The organism is Nonomuraea cavernae, from assembly GCF_014646355.1.
Lineage (GTDB): Bacteria > Actinomycetota > Actinomycetes > Streptosporangiales > Streptosporangiaceae > Nonomuraea > Nonomuraea cavernae.
Window position 1 is genome coordinate 22,655 of the sequence record NZ_BMNH01000018.1, and the last position, 23,149, is coordinate 45,803.

Annotated in this window: 22 protein-coding genes; 6 read left to right on the top strand and 16 right to left on the bottom strand. The window is 70.4% G+C overall.

Annotated features, from left to right (window positions below):
• Nucleotides 1–67: 67 nt before the first annotated feature.
• From IEY82_RS25345 to IEY82_RS25360, 4 genes are all read right to left on the bottom strand, one after another.
• Nucleotides 68–790, bottom strand: a complete 723-nt coding sequence (locus IEY82_RS25345) for an HAD family hydrolase (protein ID WP_189126718.1) — start codon at nucleotides 788–790, stop codon at nucleotides 68–70.
• A 79-nt stretch (nucleotides 791–869) separates the two neighbouring features.
• On the bottom strand, nucleotides 870–1,496 hold the full coding sequence (locus tag IEY82_RS25350) for an HAD family hydrolase (RefSeq protein ID WP_189126719.1): 627 nt from the start codon (nucleotides 1,494–1,496) through the stop codon (nucleotides 870–872).
• Nucleotides 1,497–1,612: 116 nt separating this feature from the next.
• The gene (locus tag IEY82_RS25355) at nucleotides 1,613–2,113 is read right to left on the bottom strand and encodes a DUF6912 family protein (protein ID WP_189126720.1); all 501 of its coding nucleotides are present in this window, start codon (nucleotides 2,111–2,113) and stop codon (nucleotides 1,613–1,615) included.
• Between the two features lie 31 nt (nucleotides 2,114–2,144).
• Nucleotides 2,145–2,789, bottom strand: coding sequence for an HAD family hydrolase (locus IEY82_RS25360; protein WP_229697675.1), 645 nt, complete (start codon nucleotides 2,787–2,789; stop codon nucleotides 2,145–2,147).
• Nucleotides 2,790–2,928: 139 nt separating this feature from the next.
• On the opposite strand from IEY82_RS25360, the gene atpB reads away from it, so the two are divergent.
• Nucleotides 2,929–3,723, top strand: coding sequence for a F0F1 ATP synthase subunit A (gene atpB, locus IEY82_RS25365; RefSeq protein WP_189126722.1), 795 nt, complete (start codon nucleotides 2,929–2,931; stop codon nucleotides 3,721–3,723).
• Here the strand turns inward: atpB and nagZ are convergent.
• From nagZ to IEY82_RS25395, 6 genes are all read right to left on the bottom strand, one after another.
• Complete coding sequence (gene nagZ, locus IEY82_RS25370) at nucleotides 3,720–5,048, bottom strand: beta-N-acetylhexosaminidase (protein ID WP_189126723.1); 1,329 nt, start codon at nucleotides 5,046–5,048, stop codon at nucleotides 3,720–3,722. The two genes, atpB and nagZ, sit on opposite strands and share 4 nt — an antisense overlap.
• Before the next feature lie 244 nt (nucleotides 5,049–5,292).
• Nucleotides 5,293–7,050, bottom strand: coding sequence for a phosphoenolpyruvate--protein phosphotransferase (locus tag IEY82_RS25375; protein ID WP_189126724.1), 1,758 nt, complete (start codon nucleotides 7,048–7,050; stop codon nucleotides 5,293–5,295).
• Nucleotides 7,047–7,307, bottom strand: coding sequence for an HPr family phosphocarrier protein (locus IEY82_RS25380; protein WP_189126725.1), 261 nt, complete (start codon nucleotides 7,305–7,307; stop codon nucleotides 7,047–7,049). Before IEY82_RS25380 ends, IEY82_RS25375 begins: the two co-directional genes overlap by 4 nt.
• A gap of 55 nt (nucleotides 7,308–7,362) precedes the next feature.
• The gene (locus IEY82_RS25385) at nucleotides 7,363–7,809 is read right to left on the bottom strand and encodes a PTS sugar transporter subunit IIA (protein ID WP_189126726.1); all 447 of its coding nucleotides are present in this window, start codon (nucleotides 7,807–7,809) and stop codon (nucleotides 7,363–7,365) included.
• Nucleotides 7,810–7,820: 11 nt separating this feature from the next.
• Nucleotides 7,821–8,057 carry a PTS sugar transporter subunit IIB gene (locus IEY82_RS25390; protein WP_189126727.1) on the bottom strand — a complete coding sequence of 79 codons (237 nt, stop codon included), beginning with the start codon at nucleotides 8,055–8,057 and terminating at the stop codon, nucleotides 7,821–7,823.
• Nucleotides 8,058–8,107: 50 nt separating this feature from the next.
• Nucleotides 8,108–9,142, bottom strand: coding sequence for an SIS domain-containing protein (locus IEY82_RS25395; RefSeq protein ID WP_189126728.1), 1,035 nt, complete (start codon nucleotides 9,140–9,142; stop codon nucleotides 8,108–8,110).
• A 126-nt stretch (nucleotides 9,143–9,268) separates the two neighbouring features.
• Here IEY82_RS25395 and IEY82_RS25400 point away from each other — a divergent pair, with 126 nt between their 5' ends.
• The 3 genes from IEY82_RS25400 to IEY82_RS25410 all read left to right on the top strand — a co-directional run bounded on the left by IEY82_RS25400 (nucleotide 9,269) and on the right by IEY82_RS25410 (nucleotide 12,082).
• Nucleotides 9,269–10,009 (top strand): GntR family transcriptional regulator, encoded by a 741-nt coding sequence (locus IEY82_RS25400; RefSeq protein WP_189126729.1) that lies wholly within the window; start codon nucleotides 9,269–9,271, stop codon nucleotides 10,007–10,009.
• Nucleotides 10,010–10,043: 34 nt separating this feature from the next.
• Complete coding sequence (locus tag IEY82_RS25405; RefSeq protein WP_225262701.1) at nucleotides 10,044–11,369, top strand: PTS transporter subunit EIIC; 1,326 nt, start codon at nucleotides 10,044–10,046, stop codon at nucleotides 11,367–11,369.
• Between the two features lie 281 nt (nucleotides 11,370–11,650).
• Entirely contained in the window at nucleotides 11,651–12,082 is a 432-nt protein-coding gene (locus IEY82_RS25410) for an Rv3235 family protein (protein ID WP_225262698.1), read from the top strand.
• Between the two features lie 84 nt (nucleotides 12,083–12,166).
• Here the strand turns inward: IEY82_RS25410 and secA are convergent, their stop codons facing one another.
• A complete protein-coding gene (secA, locus tag IEY82_RS25415; protein ID WP_189126730.1) occupies nucleotides 12,167–14,959 on the bottom strand; it encodes a preprotein translocase subunit SecA in 2,793 nt (930 codons plus the stop codon).
• 226 nt (nucleotides 14,960–15,185) lie between these two features.
• Here secA and IEY82_RS25420 point away from each other — a divergent pair, with 226 nt between their 5' ends.
• Both IEY82_RS25420 and IEY82_RS25425 read left to right on the top strand, forming a co-directional pair.
• Nucleotides 15,186–15,446, top strand: coding sequence for an HGxxPAAW family protein (locus IEY82_RS25420; RefSeq protein WP_189126731.1), 261 nt, complete (start codon nucleotides 15,186–15,188; stop codon nucleotides 15,444–15,446).
• A gap of 83 nt (nucleotides 15,447–15,529) precedes the next feature.
• On the top strand, nucleotides 15,530–16,729 hold the full coding sequence (locus IEY82_RS25425) for a winged helix-turn-helix domain-containing protein (RefSeq protein WP_189126732.1): 1,200 nt from the start codon (nucleotides 15,530–15,532) through the stop codon (nucleotides 16,727–16,729).
• Here the strand turns inward: IEY82_RS25425 and IEY82_RS25430 are convergent.
• The 5 genes from IEY82_RS25430 to mtrB all read right to left on the bottom strand — a co-directional run bounded on the left by IEY82_RS25430 (nucleotide 16,722) and on the right by mtrB (nucleotide 23,140).
• Nucleotides 16,722–17,420: a response regulator gene (locus IEY82_RS25430; protein ID WP_189126733.1), complete on the bottom strand. Its 699-nt coding sequence runs from the start codon at nucleotides 17,418–17,420 to the stop codon at nucleotides 16,722–16,724. The two genes, IEY82_RS25425 and IEY82_RS25430, sit on opposite strands and share 8 nt — an antisense overlap.
• Nucleotides 17,421–17,580: 160 nt before the next feature.
• Nucleotides 17,581–18,231 (bottom strand): ribosome hibernation-promoting factor, HPF/YfiA family, encoded by a 651-nt coding sequence (hpf, locus tag IEY82_RS25435; RefSeq protein WP_189126734.1) that lies wholly within the window; start codon nucleotides 18,229–18,231, stop codon nucleotides 17,581–17,583.
• Nucleotides 18,232–18,833: 602 nt separating this feature from the next.
• Nucleotides 18,834–19,592: a ComF family protein gene (locus tag IEY82_RS25440; protein WP_189126735.1), complete on the bottom strand. Its 759-nt coding sequence runs from the start codon at nucleotides 19,590–19,592 to the stop codon at nucleotides 18,834–18,836.
• Nucleotides 19,593–19,647: 55 nt separating this feature from the next.
• Entirely contained in the window at nucleotides 19,648–21,411 is a 1,764-nt protein-coding gene (locus IEY82_RS25445; RefSeq protein WP_189126736.1) for an LpqB family beta-propeller domain-containing protein, read from the bottom strand.
• A complete protein-coding gene (gene mtrB, locus IEY82_RS25450; protein ID WP_189126737.1) occupies nucleotides 21,398–23,140 on the bottom strand; it encodes an MtrAB system histidine kinase MtrB in 1,743 nt (580 codons plus the stop codon). Before mtrB ends, IEY82_RS25445 begins: the two co-directional genes overlap by 14 nt.
• Nucleotides 23,141–23,149: the final 9 nt, after the last annotated feature.

Here is a 23,149-nt window from a genome sequence, read left to right on the forward strand (position 1 = left end):
CGCGAGCTCACGGCACCCGACCGACCGGCCCGCCGCCTCACGGCACCCGACCGACCGGCCCGCTCCCTCAGGACGCCGGGCTGACCGGCCCGCGCGCCACCACCGGCGAGGTGAGGCCCGCGACGGCGGCCACCACCTCCGACGCGTTGGACAGGTCGGGCAGCACCACGTCGGCCCCGGCGGCGCGCAACTCGGCCTCCATCGACCGGCCCGAGGCCACCCCGATCATCGCGGCGCCGCCGATCTTGGCGGCCTGTACGTCACGCGCCGAGTCGCCGATGACGACCGTGTTGGCCGCGGTGAACGGGGTGCCGAGCCGCGCCTTGGCCCGTCCCTGGGCGACCTGCAGCAGCGTCGCCTTGGGGTAGACCTCCTCGCCGTAGCCGCCGAGCTCGAAGTCGATGTACTTGTCGAGCCCGAACGCCTGGAGCTTGAGCACGGCGTTGCCCTTGATGGTGCCGGTGAGCACCGTCTGCACCACGCCGTCGAGCCGGGCCACGGCCTTGAGCGCGTCTCTGGCCCCCGGCAGGGCGCGGCCCTCCTTGGGCAGCCGCTTGCGCCGGTCGGCGAACGCCGTGGCCAGGGCGGAGATGAACGCGGGCAGGTGGCCGTCCTCGGCCACGATGCCGTTGACGGCGAGAGTCTCAAAGATGATCTCGGAATCCGGCCGGCCCAGCGGGGGCACCAGCTTGACCAGCGGGCGCCCGGTCACGGCCCGGAACGCCTCGGCGTAGGCGTCTCGGGTGACGATGGCGACGTCGACCAGGGTCAGATCGATGTTCCAGAGCACTAGACGGTTGATGGCAGCCTCCTGAGGGGTGCTGCAAGAGTAGGGCCTGCCGCGGGGCTAGGGCTGCCGACCAGGCGGATCAGGCATGGTCGAGCGCCTGGGCCAGGGTGTCGACGACCGGCAGGCCGGTGCCCTCCAGCTCGGCCCGCGTGGTCATGCCGCCCGTGTAGAGGACCGCTCGGGCGCCCACGTGCCGGGCCGCCAGCCCGTCGTCCACGCTGTCGCCGATCACCAGGACCTCGTCCGGCTCGACCTCCAGCGCCTGGATGTGGGCGGTCATGTGGGCGGCCTTCTCGCCGCCGGTCACCCCGACCAGCCCGTCGACCCGGGTGAAGTGGCGGGTGATGCCGAAGGAGTCGACCGTCGGGACCAGGTGGGCGTGCGGAGCCATGGAGCAGAGCGACTGGGTGCCCGTCCAGCTGGTGAGCGTGAGCTCGGCGTCGGCGGCCAGCCCGCAGGCGACGGCCAGCCGGAAGTAGTGGTCGTGGAAGCCGGTGTCGAGCAGCTCCCACTCGCCTTCGTCCAGCGGGCGGCCCAGCAGCCGCTCGTAGGCGAGCCAGATGGGCCGCGTGTAGACCGCGCGGAACCCGTCGGCGTCGAGCGGGGGCAGCTCGTAGGACCTGAAAACCTCGTTGGTGGCTCCCACCACGGCGTCGATGTCGTGGAAGAGGGTGCCGTTCCAATCCCAGATGATGTGCTTTGTCATGTCCCGGACAGCCTAGCCGTCGGGCCCGACATTTCGCGGGACGACGGAGCCGCGACCTTCGGCTCGGCTCCCTCACCGATCCGGCTTGCCGCGGCCGGCGGCGGGCGCCGGTCCAGTCAGGAGCCGAGGAGGTCGGGGATCTCCTGGGTGGCGTACCACATGAGCTCGTGCGCCTCGGCGCCGTCGACCGTGAAGCGGGCGTCGTCATCACCCTGGTCGGCGGCGGGCAGCGCGGCGATCGCGGCCTCGACGTCGCCGGTCGCCTGGAGGTCGTCGACGTGCACCGCGGCGACCTTGGCCAGCGGCACCCCGTCTCCGACGCGTACCCTGCCCCGGTCCTCCAGATCGGTGCCCGCCGACAGGGCGGCGTCGGGCACCTCGGCGACGACCACCACCCGGCGGGGCGCCGTGGCGCCCCCGTCGGCGGCCAGCATGCGCAGCGAGGCGCGGGCGGCCTCGGTGAGGGCCACGTATTCGAGCTCCTCGGCGTCACCCGAGGCGTACCACTCGGTCAGCGCGGGCGTCACCGCGTAGCCGGTCAGCGGAGCCGGGCCCAGCTCCCCCGACTCGACCGCTCGGGCCAGCTCGGGGAGTGTGCAGGGCAGGTAGACGCGCATCAGAAACCTTTCGCAGCGTGCGGAGAGACCATCATGCCCGTCTCAGCGAGAGTTGAAGGAGTGTCTCGAGTCGCGTGATGGTCGTGTCCGGATCGGTGTGGTGGATCCCCTCGATGCCGAGCGCCCGCGCGGCCACGATGTTGGCCTCGATGTCGTCGATGAACACGCACGCCTCACCGGGCAGCCCCACCAGGCCGAGCGCGTGCTGGAAGATGCGCGGCTCGGGCTTGCGCATGCCCACCTCGCCCGAGATCACCACCGCGTCGAAGATCTCGTCCCAGCCCTCGCGGGGATAGGTGTTGGACCACGAGTTGGACAGCAGGCACGTGCGGACGCCGGCCTCCCTGACGTCGCGCAGCATGTCGTACATCGCCTCGGCCCGCTCGAACCCGGCGAACATCCGCTCCAGCAGCCCGTCGGCCACGGGCGGGGCGCCGTCGACGGTGCGCAGCCGGGCGGCCAGGTCACGCTCGAACGTGGAGCCGTCGATCTCACCGCGTTCGAGCGCGTGCACGACGGTCTCGCCGTCACCGCTGTAGGCATGACGGACGAGCTCGCCCATCACCTCGCGATAGTGGGCGTCGTCGATGCGGTCGGCCACGATCCAGTGCCTGATGGAGTCGGACATGCTGGTCGTCAGCACCCCGCCCCAGTCGATCAGAACACCTGCGACCACGCTGCCTCCTCGATCGGACATCCGCTCCAGATTAGAGCGTCCCACAGCCCTGGGTGACCACATAAAACCGGGATAAAGGACCACCAATTCCCCTGGCTAGGGTGGTGCTCCGTTCCCATCGAACCGAGAAGGGACCGCCGTGCGAACGACGATCCTGATCACCTCCCCCGACAGGTTCACGGCCCCCGGCCTGGAACTCTTCGACCTCCCGCCGATCTTCGCCGGCGGACCCGAATGGCTCACCAAACCCGTCCTGATCGCGCTGCTCAGCTCCGTCGTCGTCATCGCGCTGTGCTGGGCCGCCTTCGCCAGACCCGCGATCGTCCCGCGCGGCTGGCAGAACCTCGGCGAATACGCCTACGTGTTCGTCCGCGACCAGGTCGCCCGGCCCAGCCTCGGCAAGGACGCCGACCGGTGGATGGGCCTGCTGTTCACGATCTTCCTGACCGTGCTGGTCTGGAACCTGATGGGCGTCATCCCCCTCATCCAGTTCCCCGTCGCCGCGCACATCGCCTTCCCGCTGGTGGTGGCCGTCGGCGTGTACCTGATCAAGCTCTACCTGGGCATCAGGCACCACGGAGTGCGCGGCTACCTCAAGGGCATCGTGCACCTGCCCGGCCTGCCGTGGTGGGCGTACTCGATCTACGCGCCGCTGATCCTCGCCGAGGTCTTCGTCACCTCGCTGTTCACGCACTTCATCCGGCTCTTCGCGAACATGTTCGCCGGGCACATCCTGCTGGCGTTCTTCAGCGCGGTCGGCTTCTGGTTCGTGTTCGAACGGCTCACGCCGCTCGGCGCCGGGATCGGGCTGCTCGGCGTGGTGATGACCATCGTGCTGACCGCGTTCGAGATGTTCATCCAGTTCCTGCAGGCGTACCTGTTCGCCATGCTGGCCGCGATGTACGTGGCCAGCGGCTTACACGGCGAGCACTAACGCGCCGCGCGGGTGACCCGGGCGGCCAGCGCGCGGTGCTCGGCCGAGCGCAGCACCTTGGCCGCCCGCTCCGCCGACGCGACCGGCGCCTCGTGCAGGATGCCGCGGGCCTGCTTGAGCGTGAGCAGCCGGGTGACCGACTGGTCGAGCCGCTGCCGGCTGATCTTGCCGGACTTCGCCGCGGCCAGCACCGCGTGGTACGCCTTCGGGAAGTCGTACGGCATGAGCAGCAAATCGGCCCCGGCCAGGACGGCTCGCACGGCCACCTCGCCATCGGCGTACTTCTTGCGCACGCCCTCCATGTTGAGCGCGTCGGTCGAGATCACGCCCCTGAAGCCGAGCTTCTCGCGGAGCAGCCCGGTCAGGATGGGCTTGGACAGGGTCGCGGGATCGCCCGACGGGTCGAGCTTGGGGAAGACGATGTGGGCGCTCATCACGGCGTCGACCCCGGCGGCGATCGCGGCCTTGAACGGCGGCGCGTCGACGCGCTCCCACTCGGCCCGAGTGTGCTTGATCACGGGCAGCCCGGTGTGGCTGTCGACGTTGGTGTCGCCGTGGCCCGGGAAGTGCTTGGCGGTGGCGGCGATGCCGGCGTCGCCGAACCCCTTGACCGCGGCCGAGACCATGCCGGCCACCCTGGCCGGGTCGTCGCCGAAGGCCCGCTGGCCGATGACCGGGTTGCGCGGGTTGATGTTGACGTCGGCGACCGGGGCGAAGTCGAGGTTGACGCCGACCGCGCGCAACTCCGCGCCGGTGGCCTTGGCGACCGCCCGCGACATGGAGGTCTTCTGGGTGGAGCCGATCTGCGAGGCGCCGGGGAAGCGCGTCATCAGCGCCGACATCCGCGACACCAGGCCGTTCTCCTGGTCGGTGCCGATGAGCAGCGGCACCCTCGGCGACGCCCGCTGCATCCCGTTGGTCAGCCCGACCACCTGGGCCGTGCTCTTGACGTTGGCGGGAAAGAGGATGACGCCGCCGAGGTGGTAGCGGGCGATCACCTTGGCCGGGGTCTGGGCGCCGTACCTGGCCTGGTTCTCGCCCGAGACGCTGTCGGCAGACGTGCCGTACAGGACCGGCATGAACAGCTGGCCGACCTTCTCCTCGACGCTCATCCGCGACAGTGTGCGGCGCACCTCGTCGCCCTGCGCGGGAGTGCGGGCGGCGGGCGGCGAGGAAGGGGCGGAAGGGGCGGCGCTCGTGGGCGCCGGCGGTTTCGCCGTCGTGCCCGTCTCCCCCGTCGCCGGCGCGCCGGCCGAGCCGCCGCCTCCGGCGCAGGCCGAGAGAGCGATCACCAACAGGCCCGCCGCACCGATCCGTCCAAGCATGCGTCCAACCGTATCCACGCGGCGTCGTGCGCGAGCACCGCACGACGCCGAAACCCCCTCCACAGCCCCGCTTACCGCCCACAGGCCCGCCCGTACGACGCCTGCACGCGTCCCGCGGGGCCGTCCGCGGACCCTCTGCTCACGTCCCCTCAGGATGGTCCGCGGACCGTCTGCTCATGTCCCCCCACAGGATGGCCCGCGGACCGTCTGCTCATGTCCCCCCACAGGATGGCCCGCGGACCGTCTACAGGCCCAGGCGGGCGAGCTCCGGCAGCTCGGACCGGGCCGCGGCACGGGCGTGCGCGGGCGTCTCCATCCCCCGCGCGGCCTGCGCGGCGAGCTGGCACTGGCCGAGCGTCTGCCCCGCCAGCGCGACCCGTACGGCGGGCAACGCGCGGGGCGACATCGACAACGAGGTCGCGCCCAGCCCGACGAGCACGCAGGCCAGCAGCGGATCGGCGGCCGCCTCCCCACAGACCCCGCACGGCTTGCCGTTGTCGGAGGCCGCGGTCGCGGTGCGGTGCACGAGATCGAGCAGCGCCGGCTGCCACGGGTCCTGCAGGGTGCCCAGCGTGCCGAGTTCGCGGTCGGCGGCGAAGGTGTACTGGGCGAGGTCGTTGGTGCCGATCGACACGAAGTCGACCACGGTGACCAGGCTCTCGGCGCGCAGCGCGGCCGCCGGGATCTCGATCATCGCACCGGCCGACGCCAGCCCTCTGACGTGGCAGACGCCCGCGAACCAGGAGGCCTCCTCGGCGGTGGCCACCATCGGAGCCATGATCATGAGGTGCGCCGAGCTGCCGTCGGCGGCGCCGGCGAGCGCCTCCACCTGCGTGTCCAGCACGTCCGGAAACCTGCGCAGCAGCCGCAGGCCGCGTTCCCCCAGCGCGGGGTTCGGCTCCCCGCCTGAGGGGGGCAGGAAGGAGAGCGGCTTGTCGGCCCCGGCGTCGAGGACCCGCACCACGACCGTCCGGCCGGGGAACGCCTCCAGCGCGGCCCGGTAGACCTGCCGCTGCTCGTCGGCCGAGGGCGCCTCGCTCCTGCCGAGGAAGAGGAACTCGGTGCGGTAGAGCCCGATGCCCTCGGCGCCGTGGGCCACCGCCGCGTCCAGGTCGCTCTGGCCGCCGACGTTGGCCAGCAGCGGCACCGCGTGGCCGTCGCTGGTCCGGCCGGGACCGCCGGTGTCGCGGGCGGCCACCTGCCCGGCCCACGCGTCGCCGCCCGACCGGCCCACGCCGGATCCGGCCGACCGGCCCGCCTCCGGGCCGGCCGACCGGCTGTCGGAGAAGTCGGGCGGCGGCTCGACCTGTACCTGACCGGACGTCCCGTCGACCCGAACGCGCACGCCGGGCCGGATGCCGGTCGCCCCTCGGCAGCCGACGACGGCGGGCACGCCCATCGACCGGGCCACGATCGCGGTGTGGCTGGTCGGCCCGCCCTTCTCCGTGACGAACGCGGCGACGAGGTCCTTCGTCAGCAGCACCGTGTCGGCGGGCGCCAGGTCATGGGCGACCAGCACGTACGGCCGGGGCGCCCCGCCCGGCTCGTCGGGCGGGGCGGGCTCCGACGGGATGCCCGGCATGGGGTGGCCGGTGAGCTCGCCGATCACCCGGTCCCTGACGTCGTCGAGATCCGCGGCCCGCTCGCCGAGGTAGCCGCCGGCTCCCGCCAGCGTTTCGCGGAACCTGGCGAACGCCTGGTAGACGGCCCTGGGCGCGGCGATGCCCTGGTCGATGAAGCTCCGGACGGCCACGGCCAGTCCGGGATCCTCGGCCATCATGGCCTGCGCCCTGAGGATCTCTCCGGCCTGGCCGCCCGCCCGGTCGCCGCGGAGCTCCAGCACTCCGGCGACCTGCTGGAGCGCGTCGGCCGCGCGCTGCTTCTCCTGATCCGCCTCTCCTGTGTAGGTGGCGCCCTCGGGGGGTTCGGGCACGGAGACGGTCACGATGAACGCGGGGCCCTGCCCGGTGCCCGGGCTGGCCCCCACCCCCGTCAGATTCATGGCGATCCGGCGATCTTCGCTAGTTCGTCCAGCACTTCGTCAGCTCCCTTGCCCTCAGCCTTGATCACGATCGTCTCGTCCTGCCTGACGTCGAGCGCCAGGATCTGCAGGATGCTCTTGGCGTTGATCGGGTCGCCTCCCGGCACCTTGGCGACGGTGACGTCCATCGGCGCCTTCGTCGCCGCTCGCACGAACGTGGCCGCCGGACGGGCGTGCAGCCCCACCTCCGCCACCACGGTCACCTTGCGTTCAGGCATGCGGTCCTCCTCATGTGCCGGTCCGGACCACCCGGAACCATGTCTAAAGCCACTTTTAATGCCATCGGAACAACTCATCCCCCACATGTACGGTTCCTGCCGCCACACCCCACACCGACCCCGCCACCGCGTCGAGCGCGACGACCGGGCAGACGGGGGAGCGACCCCCAGCCTCGACGACCGACGGATCCCAGGCCACCACGGGCTGACCCGCGCGCACCCGATCGCCCTCGGCGGCCAGTAACGTGAAGCCCTCCCCCTTGAGCTGGACCGTGTCGATGCCGAGGTGCACCAGCACCCCCCTGCCGTCGTCCCCCACGATGACGTAGGCATGTGGATGCAGTTTCATGATTTTTCCGGCGATGGGGGCCACGGCCATGCCCGGCTCCCTCAGCGGGTCGATCGCCGTGCCAGGCCCCACCATGCCCGCGGAGAAGACCGGATCCGGCACGGCCGCCAACCCCACAGCCGCCCCCTCCACCGGAGCGAGAACAGTCGTCATGGTCTCGCCCTCTAGCCGATGATGTCCTCGATGTCGCTGGCGATCGTGTCGGCCTCGGGTCCCACGACGACCTGCACCACGTTGCCCGCGGCCATCACCCCGTGGGCCCCCGCCGCCCTGAGGGCCGCCTGGTCGACCTTGGAGGCGTCGTGCACCTCGGTGCGCAGCCGGGTGATGCACGGTTCGATGTCGATGATGTTGCCGACGCCTCCGAGCCCGGCGATGATCGCGTTGACGTCCGCCGCCATCCGATCCTCCTCGTCCTCACGCTTCGATCAGGCTAGACGACACTCCCCGATCAGTCGGTCTGGGTCACCTTGTTCAGCCCGCGCGGCGCGTCGGGGTCGATGCCGAGCCTCCTGGCCAGCGCCTCGGTGAGCAGTTGCCCCGGCACGATCAGGCCCATCGGCGCGACCCACTCGGGCAGGTCGGGGCCCTTCAGCGCGGCCGTGCCCGCCCGCGCCAGCTCGGCTCCCCCACCGATCGTGTACGCCGCCGCGCCGGCCGCCACGACCCGTTCGGCCAGGGCCACCGTGCCGGGCAGGGTCGGGCTGTTCTCCGAGGCGACCAGCACCGCCGGGGTCTCGGCGTCGACGACCGCGATCGGCCCGTGCAGCAGGTCCGCGTAGGACAGGCCCATGGCGTGCAGGTAGCAGGCCTCCTTGAGCTTGAGCGCGGTCTCCAGGGCGGTGGAGAAGGCCAGCCCGCGCGCGGAGACGACGGCGCCGTGCTTGTCGGCCAGCCCCTCGACCACCGCGTCCAGGTCACCGGGGTCGCCGATGAGCTTCTCGACCGCCTCGGGAACCCGCTGGAGGTCCGCCGCGTCAACGTCGGCGCCCAGCCCGAGCGCGAGCACGGCGAGCGCGGCGAGCTGCGTCGTGTAGGTCTTGGTCGCGGGTACCGCCTGCTCCTCGCCGGCGACCGTGCACAGCGCCACGTCGGCGGCCTGGGCTAGCGGGCTGTCCGGACCGCCGTTGGTGATGCCGACGGTCTTCGCGCCGCAGTCCCTGGCCCAGTGCAGCGTCTCCACGATCTCCTCGGTCCGGCCCGACTGGGAGATCGCCACGGCCAGCACGCCGTCGAGGTCGAGCCGGCGCCGGTAGGTCGTCGCGATGGACGGGGCGGCGAGCCCGGCCAGCCGCCCGGCGTGCGACTCCACCAGATAGCGCCCGTAGACTGCGGCGTTGTCGGAGGTGCCACGCGCGATGAACAACAGTTGACGGGTCCGCTCGCCCAGCTCCCTCACCTCACCGACCCGGGGAAGCAGGGAGTCGAGGGTGGCGCGCAGCGCCGCGGGCTGCTCGGCGATCTCGCTGCGCATCTTGGTCGTCATGTGGCGCTCATCCTTCAATCGTTACCGTTCGGACTTGACCCTGTTTTCCGAGATGTGGTGGTCTAGTCCGGACTAGACCAGTACGAACCATAGCCCATTGCCCACGTCCGATCGAGGGGAGGATCCGTGGCGCACATCGATCCGGACAGCCCGGTGCCCAAGTACTTCCAGCTCCGCGAGATCCTGCTGGATCTCATCGACAGCGACGAGCTCAGCATCGGCGCGGCGATCCCGTCCGAGCGCGAGCTCTGCCAGCGGTTCGGCCTGTCCCGCATGACCGTGCGCCAGGCCGTCGACCACCTGGTGTCCGAAGGCAGACTGCACCGGGTCCCCGGCAAGGGCACCTTCGTCGCCCGGCCCAAGATCGAGCTGTCTCTCCAGCTGACCTCGTTCACCGACGACATGCGGGCCCGTGGCATGGCGCCGGGCTCGCGCGACCTCGACCGCAGGATCGTGCGCGCCAGCGCCCACCTGGCCAAGGAGCTGGGCATCCAGCCCGGCGAGGAAGTGCACTTCATCGAGCGTCTGCGCACCGCCGACGGCGAGCCGCTGTCGATCGAGCGGGCGCACATCCCGGTCAAGCTGGCCCCCGACCTCGCCGAGCACGACCTGTCCGGCAGATCGCTCTACTCCCTGCTGGAGACCCGCTACGGACTCGTCATGGACGCGGGCGAGCTCACCATCGACGGCGGCATCGCCGACCCCAGCGACGCCGACCTGCTGAAGCTGCCACGCGGCGGCGCCGTGCTCCTGCTCCAGCGCCGGTCGTTCTCCGGCGGCGTCTGTGCCGAGCTCGGCGTCTCCACCTACCGCGCCGACCGCTACCAGCTGCGTACCATCCTGGAAATGCCCGCTCGACGGGGCTGAGGGCCCGACTCCCATTCCCCCGGAGGAACGCCCGGTGAACGAGACCACCGCCAGGCCTTCGCCGTTCGCACGCGTGATGAACGTGCTCCAGCGCCTGGGCCGCTCCCTCATGCTGCCCATCGCCGCGCTGCCGGCCGCCGCGCTGCTGCTCCGCTTCGGCCAGCCCGACATGCTCGGCTCCAACGGCGCCGAGCCGGGCGGCCTGGCCGACGTGGCCGGGTTCGCGTGGATGAACCAGGTGGCCGAGGTGCTGGCCGCCGCGGGAGCCGCGCTGTTCGAGAACCTGCCCCTGCTGTTCGCCGTGGGCGTGGCGATCGGGTTCGCGCGCAAGTCCGACGGTACGACCGCGCTCGCCGCGGTGGTCGGCTACCTGGTCTTCGACCGGGTGACCAAGGTGATGTTCTTCGGCTCCGGGATCAGGGAGACCGTCCTGCTCAGGCAGGTCCAGGACCAGGGCATCGTGGAGATCGTCAACTACGGCATGCAGAACCCCACCAAGGTGCTCGGCGGCATCATGATGGGTCTGGTCACCGCCCTGCTCTGGCAGCGGTTCCACCGGATCAAGCTGCCGTCGTGGCTGGCGTTCTTCGGTGGTCGGCGGTTCGTGCCCATCGTCACCGCGATCGTGGCGCTCCTGCTCGGCGTGCTCATCGGCTGGGTGTGGCCGATCCTGGGCGAGTGGATCGGCCACGCGGGCGAGGCGCTGACCACTCTCGGCCCCCTGGGCACCGGCATCTACGGCCTGGTCAACCGGCTGCTGATCCCGCTCGGGCTGCACCATTTCGTCAACTCGATCGTCTGGCACGTCGTGCCGCAGTGCGAGGTCGGCGGACGGGTCCTCGGCGGCGACTGGAACTGCTACTTCGGCGGCGCCGAGCACTCCGGGCAGTTCATGGCCGGTTTCTTCCCGATCATGATGTTCGCGCTGCCGGCCGCCGCGCTCGCGATGTGGCGGGCCGCTCCCCGGCACCGGCGTCCGGCGGTGGGCGGCATCATGCTCTCGGCCGCCCTGGCCTCGTTCGTCACCGGCATCACCGAGCCGATCGAGTTCGCCTTCATCTTCGTGGCGCCTCTGCTGCTGGTCGTGCACGCCGTACTGACCGGACTCGCGATGGCGCTCACCACGCTGATCGGCGGCCAGCTCGGCTTCGGCTTCTCCGCCGGTCTGCTCGACATGCTGCTCAACGCCAGCAAGTCCAACACCCAGAACCTCCCGGGCATCCTCCTGCTCGGCGTGGTCTACGGGGTCGTCTACTACGTGGTGTTCAGCTTCCTGATCCGAAGGCTGGACATCCTGACGCCGGGCCGTGAGCCGGAGCCCGACGTCGACTCGGGCGAGGCCCGCACCCCCGAGACCTGACCCCTGACCGTCCGGTCGTGAGCCTCCCGAGCACCCCGGGCCGTGCGGCGCAGGTGGGTGACGCCGGCCGAAACGGGTTGGGGACAGGCCGGGCCCTCGGCGTGGCGGACCGAAACACGGAAGACGGCGGCGGATGCCCGATCCAGGTCGAGGTGATCTTCTCCACCAATGCGGCCGGGACGGTGGCGAACGCGGGAAAGTTGGCGACCGGCGTATCTGGCGGCCGGGCCGAAAACTCCTTGTATCGCTTTCTCATCCCCCCGGATGCCCTTGGAGGGCCCATGTCAGCGCTGTCCCGCGTCACTCCCGTCCCCGAGTCGTCCGACCCGCGCCCCGAGCAGGTCCCGCAGGTGCGCGGAGCACTCGCCCTGGAGCCACGCCCCCTCGTGTGGGGCCCGCCGGGCTCGATCCCCGACGAGCGGCGGCTGCGGCTGCTCGGACAGGCGCTGGCCGAGGTGCTCACCGGCAGGCGCCCGCCCGAGACCGTCGCCGAACGGCTCACCGACCAGGCCTACCGTGAGCTCGTCCGGGCGGGCCGGATGATCGAGTCCCGCAGACCGCCGTTCGCCGGGGTGCCGCATGTGAAGGAGCCGAGAGACGGAGCCGTGGAGATGTGCCTGCTGGTGCACTGCGGCGACCGCAGCCATGTCCTCGCCGTCCGGCTCGAACGGCGCGGGGTCCAGTGGCTGGTCACCGACGTCGAAACCGCCTGAGCCCGCCGGCCCCGGGAGGCACCGCGCACCGGCCACGAGCAGGGAACGGCCCCGCCCGTCGAGGTGGGCGGGGCCGTCTCCGGATCAGGACTGGGCGTGCTTGGGGTCGCCGTGGCAGCGCTTGTACTTCTTGCCCGAGCCGCAGGGGCACGGGGCGTTGCGCTCGACGTTGCCGTAGGCGGCCCGCTCGGCCTGACTGGTGCGGACCCTGGTGTGCTCGACGTCGCCCTGCTCGCCGGGGGCGGAGTATTCGAGCTCCGCGGGACGCTCAGGCCCGCGCAGCCCGCGCGCGATGATCGAGCGGGTCTCCGCCACCATCGCGTCCTCTTCCTCGACGATCGGGTTCTCCTGGACCTCGACCTCCATGTTGAACAGGAAGCCGACCGAGTCCTCCTTGATGCCCTCGAGCATCGCGGAGAACATCTCGTAGCCCTCGCGTTGGTACTCGATCTGCGGGTCCTTCTGCGCGTAGGCCCGCATGCCGATGCCCTCGCGCAGGTAGTCCATCTCGTAGAGGTGCTCGCGCCACTTGCGGTCGAGGACCGACAGGATCACCCGGCGCTCGAACTCGCGCATCGCCTCCGGGCCGAGCTGCTCCTCACGCCTGGCGTAGGCCTCCAGCGCGTCCTTCTTGACCTTCTCGGAGATGAAGTCGGCGCTGAGCTCCTCGCGACCGCCGGCCTGCTCGATCAGGTTGTCGATCGTGAGCGTGACCGGGTAGAGCTCGCTGAACGCCTTCCACAGCTTCTCGAGGTCCCACTCCTCGGCGAAGCCCTCGCCCGTGGCGCCCGCGACATAGCCGTCGATCACGTCGCCGACGAAGCCCTGCACCTGCTCGTGCAGGTCGGCGCCCTCCAGGACGCGGTGACGCTCGGCGTAGATGACCTTGCGCTGGCGGTTCATCACCTCGTCGTACTTCAGAACGTCCTTGCGGATCTCGAAGTTCTGGGTCTCGACCTGGTGCTGGGCGGAGGCGATGGCCTTGGAGACGATGCCCGACTCGATCGGCTGCTCGTCGGGGATGTTGAGCCTGGTCATGATCATCTCGACCCTGGCCGAGTTGAACAGACGCATCAGGTCGTCGCCGAGCGAGAGGTAGAACCGCGACTCGCCCGGGTCGCCCTGGCGGCCGGAACGACCGCGCAGCTGGTTGTCGATGCGGCGCGACTCGTGGCGCTCGGTGCCGAGGACGTAGAGGCCGCCGAGCTCGGTGACCTCGTCGTGCTCGGTCTTGACCGCCGCCTTGGCCTTCTCGAGCGCCTCGGGGTAGGCCTTCTCGTACTCGTCGGGCGTCTCGAGCGGGTCGAGCCCGCGCTGGCGCAGCTCGAGGTCGGCGCGGAACTCGGGGTTGCCGCCGAGCATGATGTCGGTGCCGCGGCCGGCCATGTTGGTGGCGACGGTGACGGCGCCCTTGCGGCCCGCCTCGGCCACGATCGCGGCCTCACGCGCGTGGTTCTTGGCGTTGAGCACCTCGTGCGGCACGCCGCGGCGCTTGAGCGCCTTGGACAGCCTTTCGGACTTCTCCACCGAGGTGGTGCCGACGAGGACGGGCTGGCCGTTCTCGTAGCGCTCCTTGATGTCCTCGACGACCGCGTTGAACTTGGCGTCCTCGGTCTTGTAGACGACGTCGGCCTGGTCCTTGCGGATCATCGGCCGGTTGGTCGGGACGGGCACCACGCCGAGCTTGTAGGTCTGGTGGAACTCGTTGGCCTCGGTCGTGGCCGTGCCGGTCATGCCGGACAGCTTGGTGTAGAGGCGGAAGTAGTTCTGGAGGGTGATCGTGGCGAGAGTTTGGTTCTCGTCCTTGATCTTCACGCTCTCCTTGGCCTCGATCGCCTGGTGCATGCCCTCGTTGTAGCGGCGCCCGTGCAGCACTCGGCCGGTGAACTCGTCGACGATCAGGACCTCGCCGTCGGAGACGATGTAGTCCTTGTCCTTCTTGAACAGCTCCTTGGCCTTGAGCGCGTTGTTCAGGAAGCCGACCAGGTGGGTGTGCTCGGGCTTGTAGAGGTTGTCGATGCCGAGCCAGTCCTCGACCTTGGCGACGCCCGATTCGAGGATGCCGACCGTGCGCTTCTTCTCGTCGACGACGTAGTCGCCGGTGCTCTCCTCGCCGGGGTTCTTGGCCTCGACGCCCTTGCGCAGGCGGGGCACGATCTTGGCGAACTCGGCATACCATTTGCCGGACTGCTCGCCGGGACCGGAGATGATCAGCGGCGTGCGGGCCTCGTCGATGAGGATGGAGTCGACCTCGTCGACGATCGCGAAGTTGTGGCCGCGCTGCACGCACTCGTCGAGCGACCAGGCCATGTTGTCGCGGAGGTAGTCGAAGCCGAACTCGTTGTTGGTGCCGTAGGTGATGTCGGCTTCGTACTGCCGGCGGCGCTCCTCGGACGGCTGCCCGGACAGGATCATGCCGACCTCGAGACCGAGGAACCGGTAGACGCGCCCCATGTTCTCGGCGCCGACCTTGACCAGGTAGTCGTTGACCGTGACCACGTGGACGCCCTTGCCGGACAGGGCGTTGAGATAGGCGGGAAGGGTGCAGGTGAGCGTCTTGCCCTCACCGGTCTTCATCTCGGAGATGTTGCCCATGTGGAGATTGGCCCCACCCATGATCTGCACGTCGAAGGGCCGCTGGCCGAGCACGCGGCGGGCCGCCTCGCGCACGGTGGCGAACGCCTCGGGAAGCAGGTCGTCGAGCGACTCACCGTCGGCGTGGCGCTGCTTGTATTCGTCCGTCAGGGCGCGCAACTCCGCGTCGGACAGGCTCGTGAAGTCGTCCTCAATGGAGTTGACCTGGTCTGCGATCCTCTTGAGCTTGCGCAGGATCTTGCCTTCGCCGGCACGCAGGATCTTGTCGAGAATGGCTACCACTTTATGTAAAGCTCCTCGCAGGTCTACCCCGGCGGCGCCGCCAGGAGGAGAGGCCGAGACAAACTTCCCCGTTGCCATGGTAGGCGGTTCCGCCAGCGGACACAGCCACCGCGACATCGTGGGCGCCGAACGAGTCTGGGAGAATGGGGCCCTAGGCAGAGGGTATGCCGGTTGACAGCCGGCTCGCACCAAATGGCGGGATATCCGGCAAGGGAAGGATTTTGTCATGGTTGAAGGCACGAAGACGGAACAGACCGAGAATCTGGGCAGTCACGGCGGACGCGCGTCTTCGTGGCTCGCCGTCACGGTCATGCTGATCGCCTTCATCGTCGCTGGGTTCGGGATGACCATGGCGAGCTGGACCCTGATCTGGGTCGGCGTCGGCCTGCTGGTCGTCGGAGGGATCCTGGCACTCGTCTTCGACATCTTCACCGATGTCGTGGTCGACGCGCCCCGCGTGGGGATGTCGGTCGAAGACCACCGCTGATTCCAGGCCGGCGGCGGGCATCGCGTTCTGTCGGTGCCCGCCGCTAGCATGCGCGGCATGCTTTGCCGTACGAAATCAGCGCAATGTCCGATCTGACGGCCGACGAGGCACGCCGGATCATCCTGTGGGCGCAGGGGTTGCTCGGAGCTGACGTCCGGCGAGGCGGGGTGCACGGCATGCTCCGCAGACTCGGCGCGGTCCAGCTCGACACGATCTCGACCGTCGCCCGCTCCCACGAGCTGGTCGCCTACGCCCGGCTGGGCGCGGTCAGCCGCCCCAAGGTCGAGCGCGCCTACTGGCACAACCCCGCTCAGAGCTTCGAATACTGGTGCCACGCCGCCTGCATCCTGCCCATCGAGCACTGGCCGCTCTACGCGTTCCGCCGCCGCGCCTTCCGCGAGCGCCGCTACCGCTGGCACGAGGTCCCCGACCACGTGGACACCTTGCTGCGGCAGGTCCGCGACTCCGGCCCGGTGACGACCGCCGACGTGGGCGGCGCACGCCCCGTCAAGGCCGACGGCTCGACCGGCGAGTGGTGGGACTGGTCCGACTCCAAGATCGGTCTGGAGTGGCTGCTCGACATCGGCGAGCTGGTCTGCACCCGCCGCGTCGGCTGGCGCCGCGTCTACGACCTGGCCGAACGGGTGGTGCCCGCCGACCTCCTGGCCGAGGAGCTCTCCGACGAGGAATGCGTGCTGCGGCTCGCGCGTGTCGCGGGCCGTTCGCTGGGCGTCGCGACCCGGGGCGACCTGATCGACTTCCTGCGGCTCAAGGGCCGCCACGCCGCGATGCTCGACGAGAGCCTGCTCAGCGGCGCCGCCGGGCTGGTGCCCGTGAACGTCGCCGGCTGGCCAGCCAAGAGGGGCCAGGCGGGCGCGTGGGCCGATCCCGCCGCCCTGGAGTCCCAGCCCCGCGGCCGGCACCGCACGACGCTCGTGTCACCGTTCGACTCGCTCATCTGGCACCGCGGCCGCACCGAGCGGGTCTTCGGCTTCGCCTACCAGCTGGAGCTCTACGTGCCCAAGCACAAGCGCGTCCACGGCTACTTCACCATGCCGGTGCTGGCCGGCGGCCGGCTGATCGGCCGGGTCGACCCGGCGCGCGAGGGCACCACCCTGGTCGCCCGGCAGGTCAGCCTCGAACCCGGGCTCAGCGCCGCCAAGTGGGCCGGCGCGATCGGCGACGCCCTCTGGTCGGCCGCCGACTGGGTGGGTTGCGACGCCGTACGAGTCGAGCGCGCCGACCCGGAGCTCGCCGCCCACCTGGCGGCCGGCGTCAGGTGATCTCCAGCATGCGCTCGCGCACCGCGTAGACCACGGCCTCCATGCGCGAGTGCAGCTGGAGCTTGTCCAGGATGTTGCGGACGTGGTTCTTCACGGTGTTCTCGCTGATGAACAACTGCTTGGCGATCTCGCGGTTGTTCATGCCCTTGGCGACCAGACGGAGCACCTCCATCTCGCGGTCGGTCAGCCTGGGCACCGGCAGCTGGGGCGGCCGCTCGCTCTCCTTGCGGCTCATGTTCGCGAACTCACTGATGAGCTTCGCGGCCATGGCCGGGTTGATGAGCGACTGCCCTTCGTGCACCCCACGCACCGCGGCGGGCACGTCGTTGATCTGCACGTCCTTGAGGAGGTAGCCCGTCGCGCCGGCCTTGATGGCCTCGAACAGGTCCTCCTCCTCGTCGCTGACGGTCAGCATGATGATCCGGGTGCTCGGCACCGAGGCCTTGATGCCCTTCGTCGCCTCGATGCCGTCCTGCCGGGGCATCCGCACGTCCATCAGCGCCACGTCGGGCATGAGGCGATCGGCCGCCTCGACCGCCTCCTGCCCGTCGCTCGCCTCACCGACCACCTCGATATCCGGCTCGGCCGCCAGCGCCAGTGCCAGGCTCCGCCTGATCAGTTCGTGATCGTCGACGATCAGCACACGGATGGGCTCGCCACTCGGCGCGCCGGTCTCGCTGGACTCTGTCACGAGGCCTCCTTGATCCGCCTCGCGACCTCGGTTCGCTCGCCCATCACCTGACTGAGCTCGCTCACGTCTCCTCCTCGTCGGGGGGCCAGAGCCGTCGAACCGCCATGATGGCACGGGTGCCACGGTTCTCGGGTGGTCGAGAAGATCTTTTAAGACCGTATCAGGGCTCCACGAGCCGCAACACGCCGTAGTTGTAGCCACGCCGGTTGTACACGACACACGGCTGGCCGCTCTCCTTGTCGCGGAACAGGTAAAAGTCGTGGCCGACCAGCTCCATCTCGAGGAGGGCCTGGTCGATGGTCATGGGATCGGCTTTGTGAAACTTCTCCCTCACGATGAGCGGGCCGTCCCCGTCCATCTCGATGGGGACGATGTCGTCGTACTGCCTGTCGTCCGGCAGCTCGTCTTCCTCGGGCTCGACCGGCTTGGTCTCGCTGGGCGTCAGATCGGCGACGTCGGGCAGCGTCGCGGTGATCTCCGCCACCGAGGGCGGGGCGTGGTTGCCATGGTGGACCTTGCGCCGGTCGGCGAGCCTGCGCATGCGGCCTTCCAGCTTGTCGAGGGCCAGATCGAGAGCGCCGAATCGGTCATCGGCGGAGGCTTCGGCACGGATCGCCGGCCCCCGGGAGTGGATGGTCAGCTCCACGCGCTCGCGCTGCTGGGCGAGTCGCGGGTTGCGCTCCTTGGACACCTCCACATCGACTCGGATGAGCTTGCTGTCCAGGCGCTCGATCCTGGCCAGCTTGGTCGTCACGTGGTCTCGGAACCGATCGCTCACTCCTGTGTGCCGGCCCTTGACGATGATGTCCATACAACAGCCCCCCTTCGTCTAACGACTGAGAACGAGCGCCCGACGATGCGCCTGCCGGACGGGGCCTTTTACTTGCCTTTCTCTCACCGGTACCCTCTTCCGACGTCGCGTCACCGGGATCTCGGGTGGCACCCGCCCGGCCGACCTGGTCTTCGACCCCACATCCGCCTGCTGAGGGGTTCGCAGCTCTGTCGCCACTACTGCCCTTCTCTCCTGACGAGGGACATCTGGACCCTCGGGGAGGCAGGACTTACCCCTAAGCCGCACCGTGCTCGATCGACAAAGAGTCGCCTTACGTGGACCGTTTCGCCTGCGGCTGGCATCGGCTAGCAGAGCCGGGAGCCCCGACCCTGCGCAACCACGGACCCGAACGGGTGCCATGTCTGAACGCTATCTCTCCTCGGCGGCTGATGTCAGCCGGACAAACCCCCAAATGATCACTTTCCGTGATTTTCGTACTTTGTTACGGGGGTGAAGGGTGCACCGGTTGATACGGAGCACCCCGTATGGGCATGGGATCGATGGACGCTGAGCTGGTCGGTCAGCGTCCAGAGGTGAGCGATATATCACGATCTGGCGACCACCTCTCATTGGATCTTTCTTCACAGAGGGTCACCGTATCCTTCTTGAGATCTTCGGCGTGTCGCCGCCACCGTCGCGGCGAAGAGCACCGGCGCGCCGCCCGCGCGAAGTGCCCTGGCGGCCTCGGCCAGGGTGGAACCGGTGGTCACCAGGTCGTCCACCAGCACCACGGGACCGTCGACGGGCCCGGCCAGGCGCAGCGAGCCGGCCAGGTTGGCGGCCCGGCCCGCGGCGCCCAGACCGGTCTGGTCGGCCACGCGCCGGGCCGGGGCCAGCACGTGGCGCACCTCTGCCCGATGACCGAGCCGCCCCAGCCGGGCGGCGGTCAGCGCGGCCAGCCGCCCGACGGGGTCATGCCCCCTCGCCCGACGGGTGCGGCGCGCGCTCGGCACCGGCACCAGCGTGAACCCGCCCGCCCCTGGGCGGCCGGGCATCCCGGCGGACATCCTGGTTGCCATCACCGCGGGCATCCCGGCGGGCATCCCGGCGGACACCTCGGAAGCCATCCCGAAGGCCACGGTGAAGGCCAGCGCGTCGGCCAGGGGCGCGGCGAGCGCCACCTGAGCCCGTTCCTTGTAGGAGACGATGGCCCGCCGGACGGGACCCGCGTAGTCGGCCGCCGACCAGCACTCGGGCAGCCCCGGCGGGCGCGGGCTGGGCGAGCGGCGCGCCGGGTCGGCGAAGAGACCCTCCTGGCAGCGGTCGCAGAGCGGGGCGCCCCTCACGCCACAGCCCACGCACGGCTGCGGCAGGAGCAGATCCAGCAGGGCAGTCAGCACACCGCCAGCATGCCCACCGTCACCGACGGTTTCCGGGGCGTCAGCTTCCGGCGCGTCAGCCCAGGGGGAAGAGGGGGCTGTCGGCGTCGGACTCCACCTTGGACGTCCAGGCCTGCGACTCGCGCTTGAACTCGAGGACCTCGCCGCCGTCCTGCGTGGCGGCCAGGACGCGGTCACTCAGCGCGGTGAGGCTCTTGAGCCCCTTGTTGCCTGTGGGAAGCTGCGTGGTCTCGCCGTCGCCGATGTTGATCTCCCTGACGCTCTGTACGGCGTTGCTCTGCACGAGCACCAGCAGCCGCTCGCCGTCTCGCCAGGCGATGTCCCTGATCTCCTCGTCCTTGACCGTGGTCAGCGTCTGGAAGTTGCCCAGCATCGTGGCGCCGGCCCCACTGGTGATCGCGCCGATCATGACCTGGTTCTCGCCGATGGTCACCGCGACCCGGACACCGTCCCTGGCGATCCGGAGCCGGGTGACGTCGAGGTTGTCAAGGCCGGGCGCGGCGACGCGCTCGGGGCCGCGACCGGCCGTCACATCGCAGCGCAGCACGGCTCCGGCGGCCTTGTCGTAGGTCCACAGGGTGCCGTCGCGATGCCAGGACGGGGCCGTGAGCTCGTTGCCGGGGATCCACTGCTCCCACCGGCCGTCCGGGGCGACGCGGGTGACCCAGATGCCGCCACCGCCCTGGTGCTTGCCCGCGATCAGATCGCCGCCGCCGGACATCGCCAGGTTCGTGTAGGTCTCGCCCGGCTGACCGGCGGGGCCCTGGACGGCGTTGCCCGCGCCGTCGTCGTTCAGCGAGTGGACCGCCCCCTTGCTCGTGTAGTAGGCGGGGCGGACGTCGTTGTCCAGCCACTCCTCGCGCAGGATGGCGGGGATCGTCAGCGCCTCGGACGAGAAGAACGGCTCGCCGTCGAGCTGCACCTCGATGATCCGGCCGTTGGCCACGTTGTTGGCGTTGAGGCTCCACTTCAGCTGGGCCTTGAGCCCGTCGGCGAAGACGCCGCCGGCGTCGATCGGGCCGCTCAGGTTGACCACCACGCGGTCGTCGGCCGAGCGGACCGACCTGACGCTCAGGCCCTGCGGGAAGACGCTGCCGACCGCGCCCGACAGAGCCCTGCTCGGGCCCTGGAGCAGGCGTCTGACGATGGTCTCGGCGAAGTTCTCCGTGGGCTTGACGCGCAGCCGCACCCGGTCGGCCACCAGCCGCCGGTCGGTCGCCGGGTCGGCCACGCCGGGCGGTCCGGCCAGGTAGTAGAGGCTCGTCGGCCGGTACGCGCGGCTCACGTCGTCCTGCGTGAGCAGCAGGCCGGAGCCGCCTTCCATCGACGTGACGCGGTAGGCGCCCTGTTCGTTCTGCAGGAGCAGGAAGTCGATCCGCTGGGGCTGCGCGCCCGAGATGGGCACGTAGGTGTCGTCGTCCTCGATCCGGGCGACCGGGGTGCCGGTCAGCCTGATGCGGACCTCCTTGCCGTCGCCCTTGCCCACGTACTCGTACTTGGGAGTGTTGCCGATCACGGTGACCGGGCCGTCCGGCCGCCAGGTCTTCGCGGCCTCGCCCGTCAGGTAGCCGGGCAGCACCTCGGGGTCGTCGGCGTAGGCGGCCATCGCGGCCTGCAGCCCCTGCACCACCTGCTGGGGGCTCCAGTCGTCGCGGGGCGAGACCGCGATCATGCGCTGGAACGGCTTGCTCAGGTCGCCTCCGCCGGCCTCCTCCACGGGGAACGGCCCTCCGACGGGGATCACCGCGCAGCCCGACCCCGCGCACGCCACGGCGGCCGCGAGCACCAGGGCGGCGCCGAGCCGGCTAGTCCTCGTCATGGCCGGCTCCGTCCCCCGTCGCCGGCAGCAGCACCGGCGTCATCTGCCCGCGCCAGGTGCGGCGCATCTCGATCTCCGGCGGCACCAGCGACAGCGGCGAGCCCTTGAGATCGGCGCCGGCCTCCCGGGGCAGCGTCAGCCTGAACTGCGTGCCCTCCCCCGGCTGGCCCCACGCCTGCAACCAGCCGCCGTGCAGCGTGGCGTCCTCGCGGGAGATCGCCAGGCCGAGCCCGGTGCCGCCGATGGTCCTGGCCCGCGACGGGTCGGCGCGCCAGAACCGGTCGAACACCAGGGTCTCCTCGCCCGGCTTCAGCCCGATCCCGTGGTCGCGTACGGCGACGGCCACGGCGTCACGGTCGGCGCCCACGGTCACCACGACGTCCTTGCCCTCGCCGTGCTCGATGGCGTTGAACAGCAGGTTGCGCAGGATGCGCTCGACGCGGCGGTTGTCGACCTCGGCCATGCACGGCTCGTTGGGCAGCCTGAGCTCGAAGCGGGTGTTGTGGCGCTCGGCCAGCGCCTCGGAGTCGCCGATCGCGCGCAGAACCACGTCACGCACGTCGACCGAGTCGAGGTCGAGCGTGGCGGCGCCGGCGTCGTAGCGGCTGATCTCCAGCAGGTCGGCCAGCATCGACTCGAACCGTTCGAGCTGGGCCTGCATGAGCTCGGCCGAGCGGGCGGCCATCGGCTCGAAGTCCTCGCGGGCGTCGTACAGCAGGTCGGCGGCCATGCGCACGGTGGTCAGCGGGGTGCGCAGCTCGTGGGAGACGTCGGAGACGAACTGCCGCTGGACCTGCGACAGCTCCTCCAGCTGGTGGATCTTGAGCGCCAGGTTGCCGGCCATCTCGTTGAACGAGGCCGCCAGGCGGGCCAGGTCGTCCTCGCCGCGCACCCTGAGCCGCTCGTCGAGCTTGCCCGAGGCCAGCCGCTCGGCGGCCTGCCGCGCCAGCCGCACCGGGCTCACGACCTGGCGGGTGACCAGCGAGGCGATCGCGGCGAGCAGCAGCACGAGCCCGAAGCCGACCACCACGATGGCCAGCCGGACGTTGGACAGCATCTGCTCTTCCTCGCTGAACGGGAAGAAGTGGTAGACCTCGTAGGTCGCGCCGCCGTCGACGCTGACCAGGCCACCGATGACCAGGGTGAGCCTGGACTGGCTCTCGCCGGTGAACTTGATGTACGCCTTGTGCAGGTAGGGCTTGTCGTTGGGGACCTTCTCGACCTGGCGGTGCAGCCACTGCTGGAGCGGCTCGGGCACGTTCGCCGGCATCACGTTGCCCGAGGCGCGCGACCTGCCCGGGCTGGCCGGGTTGAGGATCAGCACCTCGTAGCGTTTCTTCGAGCCGTCGTCGCCGGAGCCGGTGATGGTCTCCATGACGGCGTCGAGCGGGTCGGCGGGGGCGTTCTTGCCGGAGGCGGGTTTGGCCTGGTCGTCGAGCTCCTGGTTGAGCGCGTCGGCGATCTGCACGCGGTCGGCGAAGGCCTCGCCGGCGGCCGCGTCCTGGCGGCCGGTGATGACCGACTTGTTGATCTGGTCGGACAGGAAGACGCCCAGCACGACCACCACGGTCACGGAGATGACCAGCGTGCTGGTGACGACCTGGAGCTGGAGCGAGCGCCGCCAGACGCGCCGCACCGTACCCGCCGCACGACGCGCCCGCCGGCGGACGCCGCCGAGGATCTGGCGGAGGGTCCGGCGGCGAAAACGCTTCGTCTTCGGCGGCGGCATGGCGGGGAG

What these genes read in the sequence shown, in the direction of transcription:
- IEY82_RS25380 (WP_189126725.1), bottom strand. Translation starts at nt 7,307, where the DNA reads ATGCCTGAACGCAAGGTGACCGTGGTGGCGGAGGTGGGGCTGCACGCC.
- IEY82_RS25445 (WP_189126736.1), bottom strand. Translation starts at nt 21,411, where the DNA reads ATGACGAGGACTAGCCGGCTCGGCGCCGCCCTGGTGCTCGCGGCCGCC.
- IEY82_RS25390 (WP_189126727.1), bottom strand. Translation starts at nt 8,057, where the DNA reads ATGGCGGCGGACGTCAACGCGATCATCGCCGGGCTCGGAGGCGTCGGC.
- hpf (WP_189126734.1), bottom strand. Translation starts at nt 18,231, where the DNA reads ATGGACATCATCGTCAAGGGCCGGCACACAGGAGTGAGCGATCGGTTC.
- IEY82_RS25375 (WP_189126724.1), bottom strand. Translation starts at nt 7,050, where the DNA reads ATGAATCTGACGGGGGTGGGGGCCAGCCCGGGCACCGGGCAGGGCCCC.
- IEY82_RS25425 (WP_189126732.1), top strand. Translation starts at nt 15,530, where the DNA reads ATGTCCGATCTGACGGCCGACGAGGCACGCCGGATCATCCTGTGGGCG.
- IEY82_RS25410 (WP_225262698.1), top strand. Translation starts at nt 11,651, where the DNA reads ATGTCAGCGCTGTCCCGCGTCACTCCCGTCCCCGAGTCGTCCGACCCG.
- IEY82_RS25355 (WP_189126720.1), bottom strand. Translation starts at nt 2,113, where the DNA reads ATGCGCGTCTACCTGCCCTGCACACTCCCCGAGCTGGCCCGAGCGGTC.
- IEY82_RS25385 (WP_189126726.1), bottom strand. Translation starts at nt 7,809, where the DNA reads ATGACGACTGTTCTCGCTCCGGTGGAGGGGGCGGCTGTGGGGTTGGCG.
- mtrB (WP_189126737.1), bottom strand. Translation starts at nt 23,140, where the DNA reads ATGCCGCCGCCGAAGACGAAGCGTTTTCGCCGCCGGACCCTCCGCCAG.
- IEY82_RS25395 (WP_189126728.1), bottom strand. Translation starts at nt 9,142, where the DNA reads ATGACGACCAAGATGCGCAGCGAGATCGCCGAGCAGCCCGCGGCGCTG.
- IEY82_RS25420 (WP_189126731.1), top strand. Translation starts at nt 15,186, where the DNA reads ATGGTTGAAGGCACGAAGACGGAACAGACCGAGAATCTGGGCAGTCAC.
- nagZ (WP_189126723.1), bottom strand. Translation starts at nt 5,048, where the DNA reads ATGCTTGGACGGATCGGTGCGGCGGGCCTGTTGGTGATCGCTCTCTCG.
- IEY82_RS25350 (WP_189126719.1), bottom strand. Translation starts at nt 1,496, where the DNA reads ATGACAAAGCACATCATCTGGGATTGGAACGGCACCCTCTTCCACGAC.